Origin of the sequence: Pantoea sp. Fr+CA_20, from assembly GCF_024520835.1 — a bacterium.
Lineage (GTDB): Bacteria > Pseudomonadota > Gammaproteobacteria > Enterobacterales > Enterobacteriaceae > Pantoea > Pantoea allii.
In genome coordinates this window covers 494,669-513,684 of record NZ_JALNPN010000001.1, presented here as the reverse complement: position 1 = coordinate 513,684, position 19,016 = coordinate 494,669, and the positions used below count along the sequence as shown (strand labels likewise).

Sequence of the window (19,016 nt, the reverse complement as noted above, 5' to 3'; positions counted from 1 at the left end):
TGCGCCGTCTGGGTACTGCCGTAACCGGCTGTCAGAATGCTGTGATAGCCCGCGGTCTGGGTGCTGCCGTAGCCCGCGATTAACGAGCTGTCGTAACCCGCCGTCGAGGTGCTGCCGTAGCCGGTTGTGAGATCGCTGCGCTCCTGCGCCGTCTGGGTACTGCCGTAACCGGCGGTCAGAATGCTGTGATAGCCCGCGGTCTGGGTGCTGCCGTAGCCCGCAATCAGCGAACTGTCGTAACCCGCCGTCGAAGTGCTGCCGTAGCCGGTCGTCAGATCGCTCTGCTCCTGCGCCGTCTGGGTACTGCCGTAACCGGCGGTCAGGATGCTGTTGTACCCGGCAGTCTGGGTGCTGCCATAGCCCGCAATTAATGAGCTGTCGGCACCGGCGGTTGAGGTGCTGCCGTAGCCGGTCGTCAGATCGCTGCGCTCCTGCGCCGTCTGGGTACTGCCGTAACCGGCTGTCAGAATGCTGTTGTACCCGGCGGTCTGGGTGCTACCGTAGCCCGCAATTAATGAGCTGTCGGCCCCGGCGGTTGAGGTACTGCCGTAGCCCGTCGTCAGCACACTCTGCTCGCGCGCCGTCTGGGTACTGCCATAGCCCGCCGTCAGGCTGCTGTGATAGCTGGCAGTCTGGGTGCTGCCGTAGCCTGCAATGATTGAACTGTCGGCACCCGCCGTAGAGGTACTGCCATAACCCGCGGTGAGGTCACTGCCTTCTCGCGCCGTCTGGGTACTGCCATAGCCCGCCGTTAACACACTGTTGTAGCTGGCGGTCTGGGTACTGCCGTATCCCGCAATCAGCGAGCTGTCGGACCCGGCGGTTGAGGTGCTGCCGTAACCGGCGGTGAGATCGCTGCCCTCCTGCGCCGTCTGGGTACTGCCGTAACCGGCTGTCAGGATACTGTTGTACCCGGCGGTCTGGGTGCTGCCATAGCCTGCAATCAGCGAGCTGTCGGCACCTGCCGTAGAAGTACTGCCGTAGCCTGTCGTCAGCACACTCTGCTCACGCGCCGTCTGCGTACTGCCGTACCCCGCTGTCAGGCTGCTGTTATAGCTTGCTGTCTGCGTACTGCCGTAGCCTGCAATGATGGAACTGTCTGAGCCCGCCGTGCCGGTACTGCCATAACCGGCGGTAAGGTCGCTGCCTTCTCGCGCCGTCTGGGTACTGCCGTAGCCCGCCGTCAACACACTGTTGTAGCTGGCGGTCTGGGTACTGCCATAGCCTGCAATCAATGAACTGTCTGACCCGGCTGTAGACGTACTGCCATAACCGGTGATGAGGTCGCTTTCTTTCTGCGCGGTCTGCGTACTGCCGTAACCCGCCGTCAGCGTGCTGCTGTAACCCGCAGTCTGGGTACTGCCATAGCCCGCGATCAATGAACTTTCATAACCGGCAGTCGAGGTACTGCCATAACCGGCGGTGAGATCGCTGCCCTTCTGCGCGGTCTGGGTGCTGCCGTAACCCGCCGTCAGCGAGCTGTCTTCGCCCGCCGTCTGGGTACTGCCGTAGCCCGCGATTAATGAACTGTCGGCCCCCGCCGTGCCGGTGCTGCCGTAACCGGCGGTGAGATCGCTGCCCTTCTGCGCGGTCTGCGTACTGCCGTAACCCGCCGTCTGGCTGCTCTCTTCCCCGGCCGTCTGGGTACTCCCGTAGCCCGCGATTAATGAGCTGTCGGACCCCGCCGTACCGGTACTGCCGTAACCGGCGGTGAGATCGCTGCCCTTCTGCGCGGTCTGCGTACTGCCGTAACCCGCCGTCAGCGAGCTGTCTTCGCCCGCCGTCTGGGTACTGCCGTAACCGGCGATCAATGAGCTGTCATCCCCCGCCGTGCCGGTGCTGCCGTAACCGGCGGTGAGATCGCTGCCTTTCTGCGCGGTCTGCGTGCTGCCGTAACCCGCCGTCTGGCTGCTCTCTTCCCCGGCAGTCTGGGTGCTGCCATAGCCTGCGATCAACGAACTGTCGGACCCCGCTGTACCGGTGCTGCCGTAACCGGCGGTGAGATCGCTGCCCTTCTGCGCGGTCTGCGTGCTGCCGTAACCCGCCGTCAGCGAGCTGTCTTCCCCGGCCGTCTGGGTACTGCCGTAACCGGCGATCAATGAGCTGTCGTCCCCCGCCGTGCCGGTGCTGCCGTAACCGGCGGTGAGATCGCTGCTTTTTAGGCCGGTCTGCGTACTGCCGTAACCCGCCATTTGACTGCTCTCTTCCCCGGCGGTCTGGGTGCTGCCGTAGCCTGCGACTAATGCGCTGTCTGCCCCCGCCGTACCGGTGCTGCCATAACCGGCAATTAATGTGCTGTTATCGCCCGCCGTCTCGGTACTGCCATACCCGGCGATCAGCTGACTCTGATGCGTGCCGCTGAGCGTACTGCCATAGGTTCCGATTTCAATTTTTTGCGTCGGCTGAGTGCTGCCTGATTCGATGGTTGCATCAATGTCATCGACTACGGGCAGCGATCGCTCCCCTGCCTTTATTTCTGAAGCGACATCAGGAATAACCGATCCGGCCTGCGTTTCCTTACTGGCAATATAATCAGCGTGATGGTGCAGGATAAATTGCATTGCACTGGTTTTCGTTCCGACGTGAAGAACCTCAGCACGGGGAAATTTAACCCAGCCATGGGTTTCTGTCGCGATACATTCATCGACAGGGACTTCAGCGACAACCCACCGGGCATCGGCATGCAGGCTTAGCGGTGAATCCGATCCTTTTCCCCAGGCCAGTCCCGTCAGCCCGTTCTCAAAGCCTTTCACAGGCTTCCAGTATTTACACTCCACGATACCGCTCAAGGGCCAGATGATTCCGCCGTGATCGGCCATATTATTAGCACAGGTACGCAATATTAAAATCTTGTCATCTTTCATGTCTAAACCTTCATTTCATCAGGGCATCAAAATAGTCTTACTCCTGTAGTTAAAAAAGGACCTAATGATAATTATTTAAATATCGCCTAACTCACAGATATTAATTCGATCATGAAATATTAATAAATAATGAATTATCAATACTTAATTTTCAGGATCAAAAAAATAATTATCCAATAGAATTAAACACTGATAATTCTTTATTTTTTTGAAAAACAACAACAGAAAAAATATACGAATTACCCAATTAAATGACTGGTTTTGAGAGTGCAGGCAATTAATTATAATTATTAATCACAGTAGTAAGCTATTTATATCCGGGAGAGAGGGACAGTATAAAATGCGGCATCTTGATGCGTCAGGAGGGATTTTTAACCTTGAGAATCTTTCAGGCACCATCCCGCGCTGAAAATCGGGATGGTGTCAGCCGTGAATAGCCACGTTTCACTGAACGAACGGGATCAGAACTCAACGTCTTCCAGACTGAAGAATTCGGTCTGATCATTATAAGAGAAGATCTCCGCATAGCGGCCCCAGTTGATCACGCTGTCCAGGGTCTCTTTGGCGGCGCTGTCAGCCAGCGAGTCTTCCAGCTCCTGCTCAAAGCGCACGCGCGGCGCACGATGGCCCGGGCGCTCATCCAGTACGGTTTTAATCAAGGCCGCCAGCGGTACATAACGCAGCAGATGATCGGCAAACATGATTTTGCGCTGCTGCGTATCCGACTCGGCAAAAACCCGGGCGGGCGGTGTCAGAAAAATGTCCCCTTCCCGCACGTCGGCAAAGCCCAGCGACTGCAGTACCTCGGCTATCGGGAACAGCTCATCCACCTCCAGATGCAGCGAACGGGCCACATCTGGCATGTCTGCACGACCGTGATAAGGTGCGGCCGCCAGGGTTTCAATCAGGCCGGCCATCAGGTTAGTCGATACGTGAGGCAGACGTGTGCCCAGCCTGAGGCTCTTTTTCACGTTATCGCTGGTTGGTCTGGCCGTCATCTGGGTGTACACATCATCGACCAGACGACGGAACGCGGGGTCCAGGCGATTGCGGGGATGACCAAAAGGAACCTTGATTTCCGCGACCACACGTCCGGGGTTAGACGACAGCACCAGAATACGGTCGCACATAAAAACAGCTTCTTCGATGTTGTGGGTGACGATAAGCACCGACTTCATCGGCATCTGGCCTTCGTTCCACAAATCGAGTAAATCGGTACGTAACGTTTCGGCGGTTAATACGTCCAGCGCAGAGAAAGGCTCATCCATCAACAACAAAGTAGGATCGACCACCAGCGCGCGCGCAAAGCCGACACGCTGGCGCATCCCGCCGGACAGCTCGCGCGGATAGGCGTTTTCAAAACCGTCCAGACCGATCAGGTCGATGGCCGCCAGCGCGCGTTTCCTGCGTTCCGCTTTTTCCACGCCCAGCGCCTCAAGGCCAGCTTCCACGTTTTGCAGCACCGTCAACCAGGGAAACAGCGCAAAGGTCTGAAACACCATTGCGACGCCTTTGGCTGGCCCGTTGAGCGGCTTGCCCAGATACTCGACTGAACCGGAACCCGGCGTAATCAGGCCAGAAATGATGCGCAGCAGTGTCGATTTTCCTGAACCGGAGCGGCCCAGCAGAGCGACAATCTCCCCTTCCTGTAGGGTGAGATTGACGTCATCGAGGATCAGCACTTCGCCATGCGTTTTATCGTAACCGTGCTTAATGCCTTTTACCGACAGGACCGCTTTGCGCCCTTCTGGTTTTCTGTTCGACACGTCTGCGTTCAGTGTGGATGGGTTGTTTAACATCAGGTGTCCCTTAATTAGCACGGAATTTTGATTCGGCGTACACGTACAGTGGTCGCCACAGCAGACGGTTGAACAGGGTGACAAACAGCGACATCACCGCGATCCCCAGAATGATTTTGGGAAAGTCGCCGGCGGCGGTTGTTTGTGCAATATAAGCACCTAAACCGTGCGCCGTGACCTGAGTATTTCCCCACTGCACAAATTCAGACACGATGCTGGCATTCCACGCGCCTCCGGAGGCGGTAATCGCCCCTGTAATGTAGTAAGGAAAAATGCCGGGTAACATCACCTGACGCCACCATTGCCAGCCGCGGATATGAAAGTTCGCAGCGGCCTCTTTATAGTCGTTGGGAAACGCCGTGGTCCCCGCCACGACGTTGAACAGAATGTACCACTGGGTGCCCAGCACGATGAGCGGTGACAGCCAGATGTCCGGATTAAGATGGAAATGCACAATCATAATCACGAATACGGGAAACATCAGGTTTGCCGGGAAGGCCGCGAGGAACTGGGCGACCGGCTGGATTTTCCCCGCCAGGGCAGGCCGCAGGCCGATCATGACGCCCAGCGGTACCCATACCAGCGACGAAATCAGGATCAGTATCGTCACACGTAATAAGGTAATCAGCCCCAGCGTAAAGACGTGTTTCACCTCATCGAGCGTGACGCCGAGTTGAACATAAGTGATGACCCGGTAAACCACATACAGAGTCAGTAAGATCACAAAGGCACCCCAGACCATGTCACCCCACCGCGAGGCACGTTGCGTACGGCTCTCAGCACGTACCGGTCCCCTTGCTGGCCAGCGCCACGAGATACGCGCCAGCGCTGACAGCAGCAGCCGTAATGGCGTAAAGATTTGGTGAATCAGACGCGTCCTGCGCATCAGGTCACGCACCCATGATGTGGGTGCATTGCCTGAACGCGTGTTTTCCATACGGAATTTATCCGCCCAGGCGACCAGCGGCCTGAACAGCAGCTGATCATAAGCCAGAATCACAATCACCATGGTCAGTAATACCCAGCCCACCGCGTGAATGTCTTTATGCAGAATAGCCTGCGCCAGGTAGCCACCCACGCCGGGCAAGGTAAAGGTGTTATTGCCCACGGTAATCGCTTCAGAGGCGACAATAAAGAACCAGCCGCCTGACATCGACATCATCATGTTCCAGACCAGCCCAGGCACGGCAAAAGGCGCATCCAGCTTCCAGAAACGCTGCCATCCGGTCAGATGGAAGCCGCGCGACACTTCAACCAGGTCGGCTGGCACCGTGCGTAGCGACTGATAAAAGCTAAAGGTCATATTCCAGGCCTGACTGGTGAACAGGGCAAAGATGGCCGCCAGCTCAACGCCCAGCACCTGCCCCGGAAAGAGCGCAATAAAGAAGGTGACAGTGAAGGAGATATAGCCCAGCACCGGCACGGACTGCAGGATATCCAGAATAGGCACCAACACTTTTTCAGCACGACGGCTTTTGGCGGCCAGCGTGCCGTAAATCAGGCTGAAGACCAGTGAAGCCAGCATCGCCACCAGCATGCGCAAGGTGGTGCGCATGGCATATTCTGGCAGATTAGAAGGATCGAGCGAGATCGCCTGCGTTTTTAAACTGTCTATCGGCATCAGCGTTTGATGAAAGCCCACCGCCACCATCGCAATCAGACAGATAATCAGGGGAAAAGCCACGGCATCCCAGACGTTAGGCAATAACCGTCTGTTGGCCGCCAGCATGGTGAATCGGAAGTTCATGAACCCTCTCTTCTTTTCATCACGGGAGCGACTGAATTATTTCAGGTGAGGGATTATCAGGCAGGATTATTAAACGTATGCTCACCTGATGACGGGGTTTTTGTTAATTTTTTATGAAGGCAAAACCCCGATCTGATCGCTCATCCCCGAATGCATTAGTTTCCCATCAAAAACCGGCCCGGCAATGTCGTCAGGACGCCTTCAAACACCCAATGCCTACTCAAGCATAGAGTAGATTTATTGCTATAAATAAAACACGCGACGGCGCTACTAACGGCGATGGCGAATTTATCATGCCCTGTCACATAAGTTTCTGGCAGATGAGCGCCCTGCTTGTGAGGTGACAATCAGGAAGAGAGTGACATAAAAGCATTAGAAAAGTTAAACAAGATGATGATTTCGTGCAGGCAGCTTAACGAAGGCGCTGAGTCAGGATCAACACGCTTGATCTCAAAACGGGTGCCTGGTCACTCACGCAACGTCTGTGCTTTGCGGCAGCAAGACGGCTCGGGAAGGGGAAAACATCTCACGCTGCTGATGCTGAGCGATTGCAACGTGAATATTCAGATCGGGTTCGTGCCACTAAAATGGGTACAACCGTTGAAAGAAACGCGCGTTCAAGACAGGAAACCACGGGATGGGTATTTCTTTGATTTATTGCGAAAGGCGAACCGGTAAACGGAGATTCCCTGCCCGAAATACAGGCAGGGAAACGGTTTTTAGTTATGTACTTTAACTGGCGTACATTTTGGCACGGTGACAACCGGTTCCTGGCCCAGGATGCCGGGGATCATCTGAGACTGACAGTCAAAAATACGGCCTTTATCTGTGGTTGCACGATAAGACAGCATTTGAGATCCCAGCGTATCTGGTTTTGTCGCGGACACGTTGGTTACGGTCAGCTCATCAGAAGAACTCAGACCCAGCATTTTTGCTGTCTCGGTCTGAAGGGGAGGAATGGCGTCATTAGAAGACATCGTGCTACAGCCACTCAGCGCAAGGAGAGCAAAAGCAACAAGTACCCTGTTTTTCATGATTTTATTTATCCCAAATAAATGTAAAAGGAGAGGTTAAAAAAACTCAAGCATTTGATTAATTCCTGCACGATAGTTTTAAACCTTTACGCCGCATTAAAGCAACAAATTATGTCGCTTTGGTGCTACGCGTTTTGTTGATAAAACGGATATAACCTGGCTGACAGCGCATAAGTCGCGGCATGAAAAGGTTGCATTGTCATGAAATGTAAAGCAGGGTTAATCACTTGATAAGCCACAAACTTCTTACAGAGGGATGGCTGGCATGGATGGGGACATCGACACATTGATGGCTCTAATGGATCATTAAGACTATTCCTAATTAATTCGTTTCCGCTGCACTTTACCCTTGACGCTTCATAACACGGTCATCATCAGCAAGGAGTGAGCTAATGGCCTTATCAGAATCCTATTCAAATAACCTTCCGGATTACGGCCTTGGCCGACGGATGGGCCTGGTGTCCGCAGATGACATTGATTTCACCGCCCTGGCCAATCGTCTGGATTGCACGCGCGATTTTAGTCAGGTGGGCATCATCTATTCCGATGGCCGCGAACAATGGCTTGTTCGCCCTTCTCGCCGCTACGCTTCGCCAAACCGAAGTAGTGTGAGTCATGTGGTGATTACTAAGGTCCCAACCGTCATTCCGCAAACGGCGGCGAAGACCTTAACAGATACGTTAAGTAAGCCCTCGCTTGCAACTGAAATTACGTCGACGGCATTTTCATGCGGTGCGGCCGTTGCTACAGTTGTCTTAGCATTAGGAGCAGCGGCAGCGGTGCCCATCACGGCAGGCGCATCTGGTATTGTTGCCGGTGTTATTACAGCAGGCGGAGTAGCCACTGGCTTGCAATGCTTCGTAGGCGCAGCAAGGCTTTTTTTAATTGCAAATGATAAAGAAGAAACGTTGACATGGTTTGACTCTCAGGAATGGTATACGGCAACGATTACTGCACTTGATATTATTTCTCTTGCCGGAGCGGGTGCAGGATTAAAAAGTACCATAGAAACGTATAAGTTAATGAAAGCAACCACGTCTTCAGGAAATTTAATTAACTGGCTTAAATCACTAAGCAGGTCTGAACGCCGGCGCATTACTGAGGAAATAATACGCTCGCAAAATCCCGGCATCTCTAATGCAGGCATAAAAGCTGTAATGAAAGCGGGTATATATCCTAAGCGTTACCCTGCAGAAGCATTGCAAAAATCTTTGCAACGGGAACTTTCTTCAGCATTCGTCAACTCTTCAGCATTCGTTGGCAGTGCCCTTACCGGCACAATAAAAAACCCCCAGACTATTTCCCAATCTGGGAAATATTTGATTGGGATGATTCAATCTTTTTCTACAAATTAATTGTGTATATTATGCTGATACAACTGAAAAAAAATTTAGAACTTAGCAAAAGTACAACTAAAAGAATGGTAACAAACGATCTTGATGAGCTCGAACACATTAAAGACGATATGAAAGAATTAATGGAAAAGCCCATAGGTTTTCATACTATGGGTTTACCTTTAGTGGTGAGTTTCATTCTTACTCTGCTTAGTTTTGCAATGCCTCAGGCGTTAATTTGGGAGGCTGTATTTTCCTTTATGGGGTGGCCTGATTATGCTTTACTAGGAGGAATCATTCTCACGGGACTACCTTATTGTCTAATTATGTTTCCATCTTTATCATTGATAGCGAGAGGTAATTACACGGCGCTTAAAGTTTATATCTCTCTTATGTATTTCACCAGCGCAGTCGCACTCTTATATCTTGGTCATTCACTATGGGCGCTCATGTTTGGTGAAAACACCTCGACTTTAACTTTTCTATCATCCTGCCTGGGCGTTATCTTTATGCTTATTGCATTTAAATGCATAAATAGCCTAATGTTTTATAAAAGCAACGCCTTCTATTTGCACAATCGCATATGGCGAAAACAGCTTGAAATTCAGAGAAAAAGCACAAGCAATCTCAAAAAATGAAAAATCGCCCATTAGTTTTTATTATAGATTTAAAGAGAAAGTTATAAAAAAGCAACTTTATTTTTTATAAACCATAATCTTTAAGTAAAAAAATGCCTTTAGTACAGGGAATGATAATGGCTGTTTAAATGCTACAATCGATTAATTTTAAGCAATATACTCTTAATGTCGAAGCACTTCTCTTTACAGGTATAAAAAATGCTACGCCAGTTAAAAAAGACATTAAACGTCAGCCTTACCATTGATAATAAAATAAAAAATGGTGATATTAATAAGTTAGAAGAAGTTAAAGAAGATATGACAGATGAGATGGACGTGCCGATTGGATCGGCATACTATGGGCCTTCCACTAATAGCAAGTGTCATGCTCACATTGATAAGTTTTTCTCTTCCTCAAATCTCTCTCTGGCATGGCATTTCAAATTGGATGAACTGGTCAGAACATGCTTTTTTGACAGGGACAATAATCACAGATTTTATATATTGCATCATCATAAACCCTTTAATGATTCTGATAGCAAGAGGGCATTACTGGGCACTTAAAAGCTATGTTTACTTAGCCTTTAGCACTACCGTGTTAGTCGTGCTATTTTTTATATATACCACATTTGGCACGTTACTCGGTGCAGAGATAAAAACCACTCATTTGGTAGCCTCAATCATTGGAACCATTTTAATTGCATTGAACTTAAGATGTCTTAACAGCATGATTTTTTACCGCATGATTGCCTACTACTTGCACAACCGTGCCTGGCGCAAGCAAATTGAATCAGAACGCAAGCATGCGTCGTAAGCAGGAAGTCTACATTAATCAGATTGAACGATCTCAGGCCTTTTCCCAGGGCCTGATTAAAAAACCTTAGCAAACGCTGAGTACAAAAAATTATAATACTCAACCCGTAACAAGATACACACCTGTTAAATTAACCTCATCATAAATCCTTTAAGTTAAATTAAAATAAGACTAAAAGCCTCAATATTTAACACACAATATTGCGTTTTGCTGACCTGACTGAGCCCGGCATGCGTCGGGCTTTCTTCGCTCGCCAATCACCGCTACACCGCCAGTCGGGCCATACGCCGGGCAGTTAATAACACTGTCATCCTGTGCCCGGCGACGGTTTATCCCTGCAGTTTTCTCAGGCAGCGATCCATGGCACTGACCACCCAGTCGATATCGCCCGTCTGGAAACAGAGCGGCGGTCTGATCTTCAGCACGTTGCCGTAAGGTCCGGCGACAGACGTCAGCACACATTCCTCGCGCAGCGCCTCAACCAGATCGAGCGCCAGCCTTTTGTCTGGCTGCTTAGTTTCTCTGTCCGTGACCAGCTCAAAGCCGATAAACAGGCCTGCGCCGCGCACGTCGCCTATGCAGGCATAACTATCCTGAAGCGACTGCAAGGCCGATAACAAGGCTTGCCCGGTTTTCAGGCTGTGTGCCTGCAGTGCCTCCTGCTCAATCACATCCATCACCGCATGCGCCGCCGCCATCGAAACCGGATTGCCGCCAAACGTATTGAAATACGGCAGCGAATCACTGAAGGCCGCCATAACCGGCGCTTTCGCCATCAAACCGGATACGGGAATACCGTTACCCATCGGCTTGCCCGTCGTTACCACGTCAGGCACCACACCGTGGCGCGCAAATCCCCAGAATGCTTCCCCCGTGCGGGCAAAACCGGGTTGAACCTCATCGGCAATAAAAATCCCGCCGTTTTGATGAACCACTTCAATCGCCTGCTTTAAAAAGCCAGGCTCGCCGGGTAATACCCCGTCAGAAGAGAAAATCGAATCGGCCAGGAAACCCGCAAACTTGATACCGTGCGCGGCCATATCATCGATCTGTTTCTGAATTTCGTGGGCAAACCAGGCACTCTGATCGGCGGGCTGAATGCGATAAAAATCGGGCGATGCCACCAGTCGGGTATGCGATGACAGCGGCTGACCGCTGCCCAGTGCCGGTGATACACCGGACGTCAGCGCACTGGTACCGTGATAGGCCTCTTTCGAAACGATAATGCCCGTGCCGCCGCTCCAGGCGTGCGCCATGCGTATTGCCAGATCGTTCGCCTCGGAACCCGTACACATGTACATGGCCCGATCGATGGCCGCCGGCATCGTTGCCAGAATCCGTTCGCTATACTCCAGGATAGACTCATGCAGATAGCGCGTGTGCGTATTCAGCCGCATCATCTGCTGATGCACGGCCTCCACAACCGCCGGATGGCAGTGGCCGATGCTGGCGACGTTGTTATACATATCCAGGTACTGGTTACCCGCCTGGTCCCAGAGATACTGACCCTGTCCCCGTACCAGATGCACGGGATTACGATAAAACAGCCGATACGACTCACCCAGCACCTTACTGCGTTTATCGGTTAACTGGCGAATCGCCGGGGCCAGCGCTTCCGCGTTCTCTGCACGAAAGCTGTTGGTATCCATAATGGTTGAACGTACCGTCATCATTGCTCCTCAGGTTCAATGCAGACGCTGGCGCACATCAGCGCGCGGCAGCGCCTGTCTGCGTTAGTCGATCTCCGCCGCGACAGAGGTTTGCGCGATCGTGCCGCGCCGGGAGTGGGTGGTCAGGAAATAGAGGTAACCCACGACCATAAAGGCCAGGAACAGCGCGCCAATCTCTGGGTTAAACCACAACATCGCCGCCAGGCAGATCAGCGAGCCGCACAGGGCAATCGCGGGGATAACCGGATAACCCGGCGCGCGGTAGCTGCGTTCCAGCCCAAGGGCCGTGCGACGCAGCTTAAACAGGCTCAGCATGCTCATGATGTACATCACAATCGCACCAAACACCGACATGGTGATCATGGCGGCGGTCAGGCTCATCCCCTGAAAGCTGATACCGTCAGAGAAGATGGCCAGAATCCCTACCACGCCACCGGCCAGAATCGCACGGTGCGGTGTGTTAAACCGCGACAGCTTCGCCAGAGCGGGCGGCAGATAGCCTTCACGGGCCAGCGCAAAGAACTGGCGCGAATAGCCCATGATGATGCCGTGAAAACTGGCAATCAGACCGAATAAGCCAATCCAGACCAGCATGTGCATCCAGCGCGAATCATTACCGACCAGCATTTTCATCGCCTGCGGCAGCGGATCGTTGATGCCCGATAATGTACGCCAGTCGCCTGCACCGCCCGCAAACACCATCACGCCAATCGCTAAAACCACCAGCGTTAAAATGCCGCTGATATAGGCGCGAGGAATAGTGCGGCGCGGGTCTTTTGCCTCTTCTGCCGCCATCGCAACGCCTTCAATCGCCAGAAAGAACCAAATGGCAAAGGGAATCGCGGCAAACATGCCGGACACAGAAGCCCCAGAGAAGGTTTCTTGCCCAGCCCAGCCGTGGGCGACAAAATTCGCCAGACTAAAGCCGGGTGCCACAACGCCCATAAAGACCAGCAGCTCAATCACGGCAAGCAGCGTGACCAGTAACTCAAAGGTGGCAGCGATGCTGACGCCGACGATATTCAGCCCCATAAACACCAGATAGGCGCACACGGCGATAAGCTTTGGATTGATCTCCGGAAACTGCACATTGAGATAGGCACCGATCGCCATCGCAATAGCGGGAGGAGCAAACACAAACTCGATCAGCGTAGCGATACCGGCAATCAGCCCGCCGGTGTCACCGAACGCTCGACGGCTGTAGGCAAACGGGCCACCTGCCTGAGGAATGGCCGTTGTCAGTTCGGTAAAGCTGAAGATAAAGCAGGTATACATGACGGCAACAAAAAACGTCGTAACCAGAAAGCCCAGGGTGCCAGCTGCGCCCCAGCCGTAGCTCCAGCCGAAATACTCACCCGATATCACCAGCCCCACGGCGATGCCCCAGAGTCGCAGGGTGCCCAGGGTGGGTTTCAGTTTCTCTTTCATCACTGCGTTCCCCGTCTGTGTTAATGGAAAATAGGCTGCACAAAAGCTGTCGGGTAGATGATGGACACAGTGAGGAGGGAAAAACTTGACCGCAGAAAACAGAACGCCGTGATTTAAGGTCAACTTGCCCCAGGCCAGGCCGTCAGGTGCCTGCCAAAGTCAATTTTCCTCTGCTTTCAGGTCAAGCGTGCAGGCAGGGTTCAGCGCCATGCTGACTCCACACGCAGAAACCTGGGAGCCGGACATGAGCATTAAACAGTATGACACGCTGAGTAACGACACCATCCTTCAGCTTGCCCACCGGGCATTAATAAACTATCCCGCCTGTTCGCAGGCAGAGGTCAGGCTGCTGTGCCGCTCGGAAAACGCCACGCTTTCTGTCAGCACGCCGCAGGGCCGCTATGCGTTACGGATTCACCGCGGCGATTATCACGCGAAGCAGGATATTGAAAGTGAGCTGCTCTGGCTGGACGCACTTCAGGCGGCAGACATTATGGTGCCCGTCGCTGTAGAAGATCGGCAAGGTGACCGCATTCAGATCCTGCCGCTGCCCGACGGTGGCGAACGCTATGCGGTGCTGTTCCACTGGATAGAGGGCGATATGCTGACCGACAGCGTCGATCCGGCAGCGTTTCGCCAGTTAGGTGCCATCACTGCCCGTCTGCACCAGCACAGTCGGCAATGGCAAAAGCCGCAGGGATTTCGCCGCATTATCTGGGATCATCATACGATGGTTTCTCCGTCCGGCCATTGGGGAGACTGGCGTGACGTCGCAGGCTTACCTGCCGCCGAGCACGCGGTAGTGGAAGAAACACTGGAACATGTGCGCCGCCAGATGATGGACTTTGGCCAGTCACCCGCGCGCTATGGGCTGATTCATGCCGACCTGCGTCTGACAAACCTGCTGGTAGATAAAGGCGAAACCCGGGTGATCGATTTTGATGATTGCGGCATGGGCTGGTACTTACACGACCTTGCCGCCGCGATCAGTTTTGTTGAACATCATCCGAGCGCGCCGCAGTGGGTAGAAAACTGGTTAAAAGGATATGAACAGGTCGCGCATATCAGCGATCAGGAACTGGCGATGATCCCGGCCATGCTGATCCAGCGGCGCATCCAGCTTACCGCCTGGGTAGCTTCCCACCGTGAAACCGAGATGGCGCGCAGCCTGGGTCACCAATGGGCCAGCCACACCGTCCGGCTGTGTCATCGTTATCTTGAGGGCGCTGCGCTGCCGATTGGCGTTTAACGCACCGTCGCAGTGCCTGATTGCGGTGCAAAAATAAAAGCGCACCGGGTAAGCGGTTGTTATCACGGATATTCCAGCTGGTATGTTTTTTGCAGAATAACAAGACGTTCACTTTTTGCGGAAAACAAGATGACCATCAGAGTTCCAGAAGCCGCTTTAACGGCCATCTCCGGCGCAGGCAGTGGCCATCGCGGTGTGTTATCCGCCGCCGCAACGGGCTTAGGCGAATTTATCAATGCACAGGGCGGCGATGTCGATCGCATTTTCGGGATCAGCGGGATCGATCCCGATACGCTCGCCTGCCCCACGCTGAGTCTGGATTTGGTCAGCTACTGCCGGGTGCTGGAGGAAGCCGCAAGCCAGGCTGGCGTGGACAACTTTGGTCTGCAGTACGGTCACCAGTTCCGGCCACAGTCCCTGGGGCTGATTGGCTATATCGGATTGTGTTCCGCCACGCTGGAACAGGCCCTGCATAATGTGGTGAATGCTTTTCCCTTTCACCAACACAACACCTGCATCCGGCTGACAGAACGCAGCGACTGCTGGCAACTGGACTATCAGGTACGTCATGGTGTGATCCTGATGCGCCGACAGGACGCCGAGCTGACACTGGGCATGTTCCTCAACCTGATCCGCCATGCCGCCGGTCGCCACTGGGCACCGCGCGAAGTGCATTTTGAGCATCCGCGTCCGGAGCACTGGCATGAACACTGCAAAGTGTTTGATGCACCGGTTTACTTCGATCAACCCTTTAACTCGATGATCATCGCGAAAGCGGATCTGAACCGAAAAATGCCGGATCATGATCCTATGCTGCTACTGGTCATGCAGGATGCCATCCGCCGGCTTAGCCCGCCCGTCGTCCGTCAGGACACCGTGAATCAGACCCGAACCGACATCCACCTTCAGTTACTGAACGGCGAGCCGTCGTTAGAAATCATTGCTGAAAAACAGGGCTTATCCGCCTGGTCGTTGCAGCGGCGCTTGCGCGATGAGCGCACCTGCTTTTCAGCACTGGTCGACAGCGTTCGCAAAGAGATGGCTACCCATTATCTGAAACAGCATCATCTTTCTGTTTCCGAGATGGCGCTGCTGCTGGGTTACTCTGAAGTGAGCGCCTTTTCGCGCGCCTTCCGCCGCTGGTTCGGTTGCAGCCCGCGCGATTGCCGTAAATCACAAGAGGGGCTGTTCTTGTAGCCATTAAATGAGGGCGGTACGTGGCAGCACAGACGCTTTCCCTGCCCGGGCACCAACGGCGCAGATACGCCAGAACAGGGTAAAATCTCCGCGCTGCTTTTTATCAATGGCAAAATGAAAAGCGCACCGACCAGCGCGTGTCCGATCGGTGCCCGATGCTGCCTTTCTGAATTAAGCGGTTTGCCAGCGTCCGTACACCGTCGGCGCCATCATAACCGCCTTGTCATGCCGCACACCGGCTATTCGGTAAACAGGTCAGCGCGCCAAACACTGACACACCGTTATGTTCTGCTTTGCTGACGGGCAAAGACGTCACTGTGCCTTTCATTATCAGGCGGTGAGTCTTACTTCGGCTCATCAATAATCAGCAGCAACACCAGACCAATCACCGCGCAGATACCGAAATACGTAAACACTGAACTAAATTGCCCGGTTTTATCCAGTAAATAACCCGCTGCCATAGGTGATACAAAGCCGCCCAGATTACCGCCGCTGTTCACCAGTGAAATGGCGATAGGATAGTTTTTCCGGTCTACAACGCCCATTGGATAAGCGGTAAATGAAGGCCAGCCAATGTTGAGTAACAGCCCCACCATAAACAAGGCTCCCGCGACCATAGCGGTACTCTGCGGCACGTGAATCATCACCACCATCATAAGAATGGTCGCCAGTGCAGTGAAAATCATCGTTGGCTTACGACGTCGGCCAAAAATGTTGTCAGAGATCCAGCCACCAAAAATAGAGCCAATAAATCCGCCGATGAACGGCATGGCCGCGACGAAGCCCATTTTGACAAATGAGAAGCCTTTCTCATTCACCAGATAAGAGGGAATCCAGGTCAAAATGCCGTACATGATACTGACCATCATGAAATAGGCGATGGTGTTTCCCCAGACATTGCGCGACCGGAAAATCTTGGCGGCGGAATCAAGCGGCTTAATTTCCCTTACCCTGATGATTTTATCCAGCGTTGCAAACCGGCTATGTTGCACAATATTCTCAATAGTGACCTCATCACCGGACTCTGTTTCAGACGCACGGATATATTTCAGCTCACTGGGAGAAACAAATTTACTGTCTTCCGGTCTGGATTTGACCAGGAAATACCATATGACGGCCAGTAATAGCCCGGGAATGGCAAACAGGAAAAACACCCAACGCCAGCCAAAGGTTAAAGAGATCCACACCACTAAAGGCGGTACAAGGATAGGCGCAAACATGGTGGAAGCGATGTAGATTCCTGTTGCAGTCGCCTTTTCTTTCGGTGGAAACCAGTTGTTAATGGTTGATGTTAACCCGACCGGCGTTGGGGATTCGGTAACCCCCAGACCGAGCCGTAACCATTTGATAGAAAGCGCCGAAGACGCTGTACCGATTAACCAGGTAAAGGCCGAGAAACCGAGGATGGAAAGCGTGACAATCCCACGCACACCGCGTTTAGCCAGCAGGAAACCGGCGGGAATCTGGCAAATGGCATAACCCAGGAAGAACATACTCGCAATTTGACCTGCTTCGAAATTGGTCATATTAAATTCTTCAGTAATAAAGGGTAATACCGAACCTATATTTGAACGATCTGCATAATTCACGGCATATACAGCAAAGATTAATGCCAGCACCACCCAGCGAAAATTCGTGGCGGGTTTTACCTGTGACAGAGAAGAGGTTTTCATAATTTTCCCTTTTGCAAAAGAAAAAATAAAGAGACGTTATAAATAACGATTCCTGTTTGGTTATTATTTTAAAAAAATTACAGTGTGTTTTTATTGCTCGCTAATGAATGCATGGTTGATTTAAGTATCGGGTAAAGTGAATCGTAAATACGGTAATGGTTGTGATAAAGGTCGATCAGTTTTTTATCATTACTGGGTTTAAAACTGGCTTCTTCCGTTTTTAATATCGGCAAGTCGGGATCGTTAATGCCGCAAAAAAAGCCGGCCCCGGTTGCGCCTGTCATTGCCGCACCAAATGCTGCTGCATCACTGGTTTGGGCAAGGTTATATTCAATATGGAGGATATCTGCCTTTATCTGCGTCCATAACGCATTACGAGAACCGCCCCCTACACTTAAAATTTCATCAAGCCTGACGCCCCACTTTTCATAAGCGATTTCCAGGATCTGTTTCATGCCATAAGCGGTTCCCTCCATTGCTGCGCGGATTAAATCGTTTCGTTTGTGCGACAGTCTTAACCCCACCCAGGCGCCAGAAGCCCGCGTGTCCCATAAAGGGCTGCGCTCGCCCGCCAGGTAAGGAAGATAAATCAACCCGTTAGCGCCAGGCGCAGACATCGCGGCCAGTTTTTCCAGTTCGCCGATATCCTGCATTTCTGGCCACAAGGCCTGATTGAGCCAGCCAAAGGTGCCGCCGGTGGTGGACATTGCGCCATGGGCCAGCCACTGATTAGGCACAACGTGGTAACGATTCATGAAACGGCTGTCGAAGTTCGGCGTTTCAAGGCAAAACGTGATGACGCCCGAGGTGCCGGTCGACTCAAAGGCCGTCCCACCATCGATAAGCCCTACAGAAAAGGCCGCCGCCGCGGTGTCAGCAGAACCAAGAATAACAGGCACGCCTTCCATTAAGCCGGTTCTGTGACTGACGGCTGCAGTGATATGCCCCACAACCGACGTGCACTGGTAAATTGGCGGCAGGATGTTATGGTCAAACTTCCAAAACCTGAGAAGATCGCTCGACCATTTTGGTGCAGAAGACAACACCACCGCGCCAGAATAGGCCGCCTGCGTGGGATCGATACCCGTTTTCTTCGCACCGAGTTGCAGCGCAAGATAGCCGTTTAACAGCACGACGTTGTGGACTTTTTTCATTAACTCCGGCTGCTCTTTCTGCAACCAGCCCAGCGTCCCCACCCAACAGGCAGAAGGTCCGGGGCTGTTATGCGTTAATGAACGGACATACTCTTTCTTGTCTCCCAGCGTTTGGTTAATAAACGCCTCTGAACGCCCATCCAGATAAGTGATCGCGTTACATACGGGCTTACCTTGTTTATCCAGCAAGACCAGTGTTGGACAAGCGACGGAGAAGCCAATCGAGACAATATGCTTTACTTGCGCCGTTACCTCTCTAATCGCGTCTTCAACCTGTAACCCGTATTCCTCAACGGCTATTTCATGGCTCAAGGCGGTTTTCGATATAATGGTGACATCACGTGCGGCCTTAGCCAGCAACTCTCCGTGAAAATTAAAAGCGCAAACTTTAACGCCACTGCTTCCCGCATCAATACCAAGAAAGGCTTTTTCCATC

The 19,016-nt window shown here is 52.6% G+C and carries 13 protein-coding genes; 5 read left to right on the top strand and 8 right to left on the bottom strand.

Going from position 1 to position 19,016, the window contains the following annotated elements:
• The 4 genes from NR177_RS02345 to NR177_RS02330 form a co-directional block, all read right to left on the bottom strand.
• A partial coding sequence (locus NR177_RS02345; protein WP_256852212.1) for an Ice nucleation protein occupies positions 1 to 2,864 on the bottom strand: 2,864 nt, incomplete at its 3' end.
• Positions 2,865 to 3,325: 461 nt separating this feature from the next.
• Positions 3,326 to 4,663 (bottom strand): AAA-associated domain-containing protein, encoded by a 1,338-nt coding sequence (locus NR177_RS02340; RefSeq protein ID WP_063878285.1) that lies wholly within the window; start codon positions 4,661 to 4,663, stop codon positions 3,326 to 3,328.
• A gap of 10 nt (positions 4,664 to 4,673) precedes the next feature.
• Positions 4,674 to 6,410, bottom strand: a complete 1,737-nt coding sequence (locus NR177_RS02335) for an ABC transporter permease subunit (RefSeq protein WP_109716610.1) — start codon at positions 6,408 to 6,410, stop codon at positions 4,674 to 4,676.
• Between the two features lie 719 nt (positions 6,411 to 7,129).
• Positions 7,130 to 7,444: a hypothetical protein gene (locus NR177_RS02330; protein WP_063878283.1), complete on the bottom strand. Its 315-nt coding sequence runs from the start codon at positions 7,442 to 7,444 to the stop codon at positions 7,130 to 7,132.
• Positions 7,445 to 7,836: 392 nt separating this feature from the next.
• Between NR177_RS02330 and NR177_RS02325 the strand changes: the two genes are divergently transcribed.
• From NR177_RS02325 to NR177_RS02315, 3 genes are all read left to right on the top strand, one after another.
• A complete protein-coding gene (locus tag NR177_RS02325; RefSeq protein ID WP_096011531.1) occupies positions 7,837 to 8,799 on the top strand; it encodes a hypothetical protein in 963 nt (320 codons plus the stop codon).
• An 11-nt stretch (positions 8,800 to 8,810) separates the two neighbouring features.
• On the top strand, positions 8,811 to 9,416 hold the full coding sequence (locus NR177_RS02320) for a hypothetical protein (protein WP_096011530.1): 606 nt from the start codon (positions 8,811 to 8,813) through the stop codon (positions 9,414 to 9,416).
• A 198-nt stretch (positions 9,417 to 9,614) separates the two neighbouring features.
• Positions 9,615 to 9,959 carry a hypothetical protein gene (locus tag NR177_RS02315; RefSeq protein WP_256852211.1) on the top strand — a complete coding sequence of 115 codons (345 nt, stop codon included), beginning with the start codon at positions 9,615 to 9,617 and terminating at the stop codon, positions 9,957 to 9,959.
• A gap of 579 nt (positions 9,960 to 10,538) precedes the next feature.
• Here NR177_RS02315 and NR177_RS02310 read toward each other — a convergent pair.
• Together NR177_RS02310 and eat are read right to left on the bottom strand one after the other, a co-directional pair.
• Complete coding sequence (locus NR177_RS02310) at positions 10,539 to 11,879, bottom strand: aspartate aminotransferase family protein (RefSeq protein WP_109716612.1); 1,341 nt, start codon at positions 11,877 to 11,879, stop codon at positions 10,539 to 10,541.
• 63 nt (positions 11,880 to 11,942) lie between these two features.
• Positions 11,943 to 13,307, bottom strand: a complete 1,365-nt coding sequence (gene eat, locus NR177_RS02305; RefSeq protein ID WP_256852210.1) for an ethanolamine permease — start codon at positions 13,305 to 13,307, stop codon at positions 11,943 to 11,945.
• Positions 13,308 to 13,551: 244 nt separating this feature from the next.
• Between eat and NR177_RS02300 the strand changes: the two genes are divergently transcribed.
• Together NR177_RS02300 and NR177_RS02295 are read left to right on the top strand one after the other, a co-directional pair.
• Entirely contained in the window at positions 13,552 to 14,556 is a 1,005-nt protein-coding gene (locus NR177_RS02300; RefSeq protein ID WP_256852232.1) for a phosphotransferase enzyme family protein, read from the top strand.
• Positions 14,557 to 14,685: 129 nt separating this feature from the next.
• Positions 14,686 to 15,753 carry an AraC family transcriptional regulator gene (locus tag NR177_RS02295; protein ID WP_063878278.1) on the top strand — a complete coding sequence of 356 codons (1,068 nt, stop codon included), beginning with the start codon at positions 14,686 to 14,688 and terminating at the stop codon, positions 15,751 to 15,753.
• Positions 15,754 to 16,097: 344 nt separating this feature from the next.
• Here the strand turns inward: NR177_RS02295 and NR177_RS02290 are convergent, their stop codons facing one another.
• Positions 16,098 to 17,426: an MFS transporter gene (locus tag NR177_RS02290; protein WP_256852209.1), complete on the bottom strand. Its 1,329-nt coding sequence runs from the start codon at positions 17,424 to 17,426 to the stop codon at positions 16,098 to 16,100.
• A 77-nt stretch (positions 17,427 to 17,503) separates the two neighbouring features.
• Complete coding sequence (locus NR177_RS02285; RefSeq protein ID WP_244915416.1) at positions 17,504 to 19,015, bottom strand: FGGY-family carbohydrate kinase; 1,512 nt, start codon at positions 19,013 to 19,015, stop codon at positions 17,504 to 17,506.
• Position 19,016: the final 1 nt, after the last annotated feature.

Coding starts and splice junctions, on each gene's coding strand:
- NR177_RS02330 (WP_063878283.1), bottom strand. CDS start 7,444: ATGAAAAACAGGGTACTTGTTGCTTTTGCTCTCCTTGCGCTGAGTGGC.
- NR177_RS02300 (WP_256852232.1), top strand. CDS start 13,552: ATGAGCATTAAACAGTATGACACGCTGAGTAACGACACCATCCTTCAG.
- eat (WP_256852210.1), bottom strand. CDS start 13,307: ATGAAAGAGAAACTGAAACCCACCCTGGGCACCCTGCGACTCTGGGGC.
- NR177_RS02335 (WP_109716610.1), bottom strand. CDS start 6,410: ATGAACTTCCGATTCACCATGCTGGCGGCCAACAGACGGTTATTGCCT.
- NR177_RS02285 (WP_244915416.1), bottom strand. CDS start 19,015: ATGGAAAAAGCCTTTCTTGGTATTGATGCGGGAAGCAGTGGCGTTAAA.
- NR177_RS02325 (WP_096011531.1), top strand. CDS start 7,837: ATGGCCTTATCAGAATCCTATTCAAATAACCTTCCGGATTACGGCCTT.
- NR177_RS02315 (WP_256852211.1), top strand. CDS start 9,615: ATGCTACGCCAGTTAAAAAAGACATTAAACGTCAGCCTTACCATTGAT.
- NR177_RS02340 (WP_063878285.1), bottom strand. CDS start 4,663: ATGTTAAACAACCCATCCACACTGAACGCAGACGTGTCGAACAGAAAA.
- NR177_RS02290 (WP_256852209.1), bottom strand. CDS start 17,426: ATGAAAACCTCTTCTCTGTCACAGGTAAAACCCGCCACGAATTTTCGC.
- NR177_RS02295 (WP_063878278.1), top strand. CDS start 14,686: ATGACCATCAGAGTTCCAGAAGCCGCTTTAACGGCCATCTCCGGCGCA.
- NR177_RS02320 (WP_096011530.1), top strand. CDS start 8,811: ATGCTGATACAACTGAAAAAAAATTTAGAACTTAGCAAAAGTACAACT.
- NR177_RS02310 (WP_109716612.1), bottom strand. CDS start 11,879: ATGACGGTACGTTCAACCATTATGGATACCAACAGCTTTCGTGCAGAG.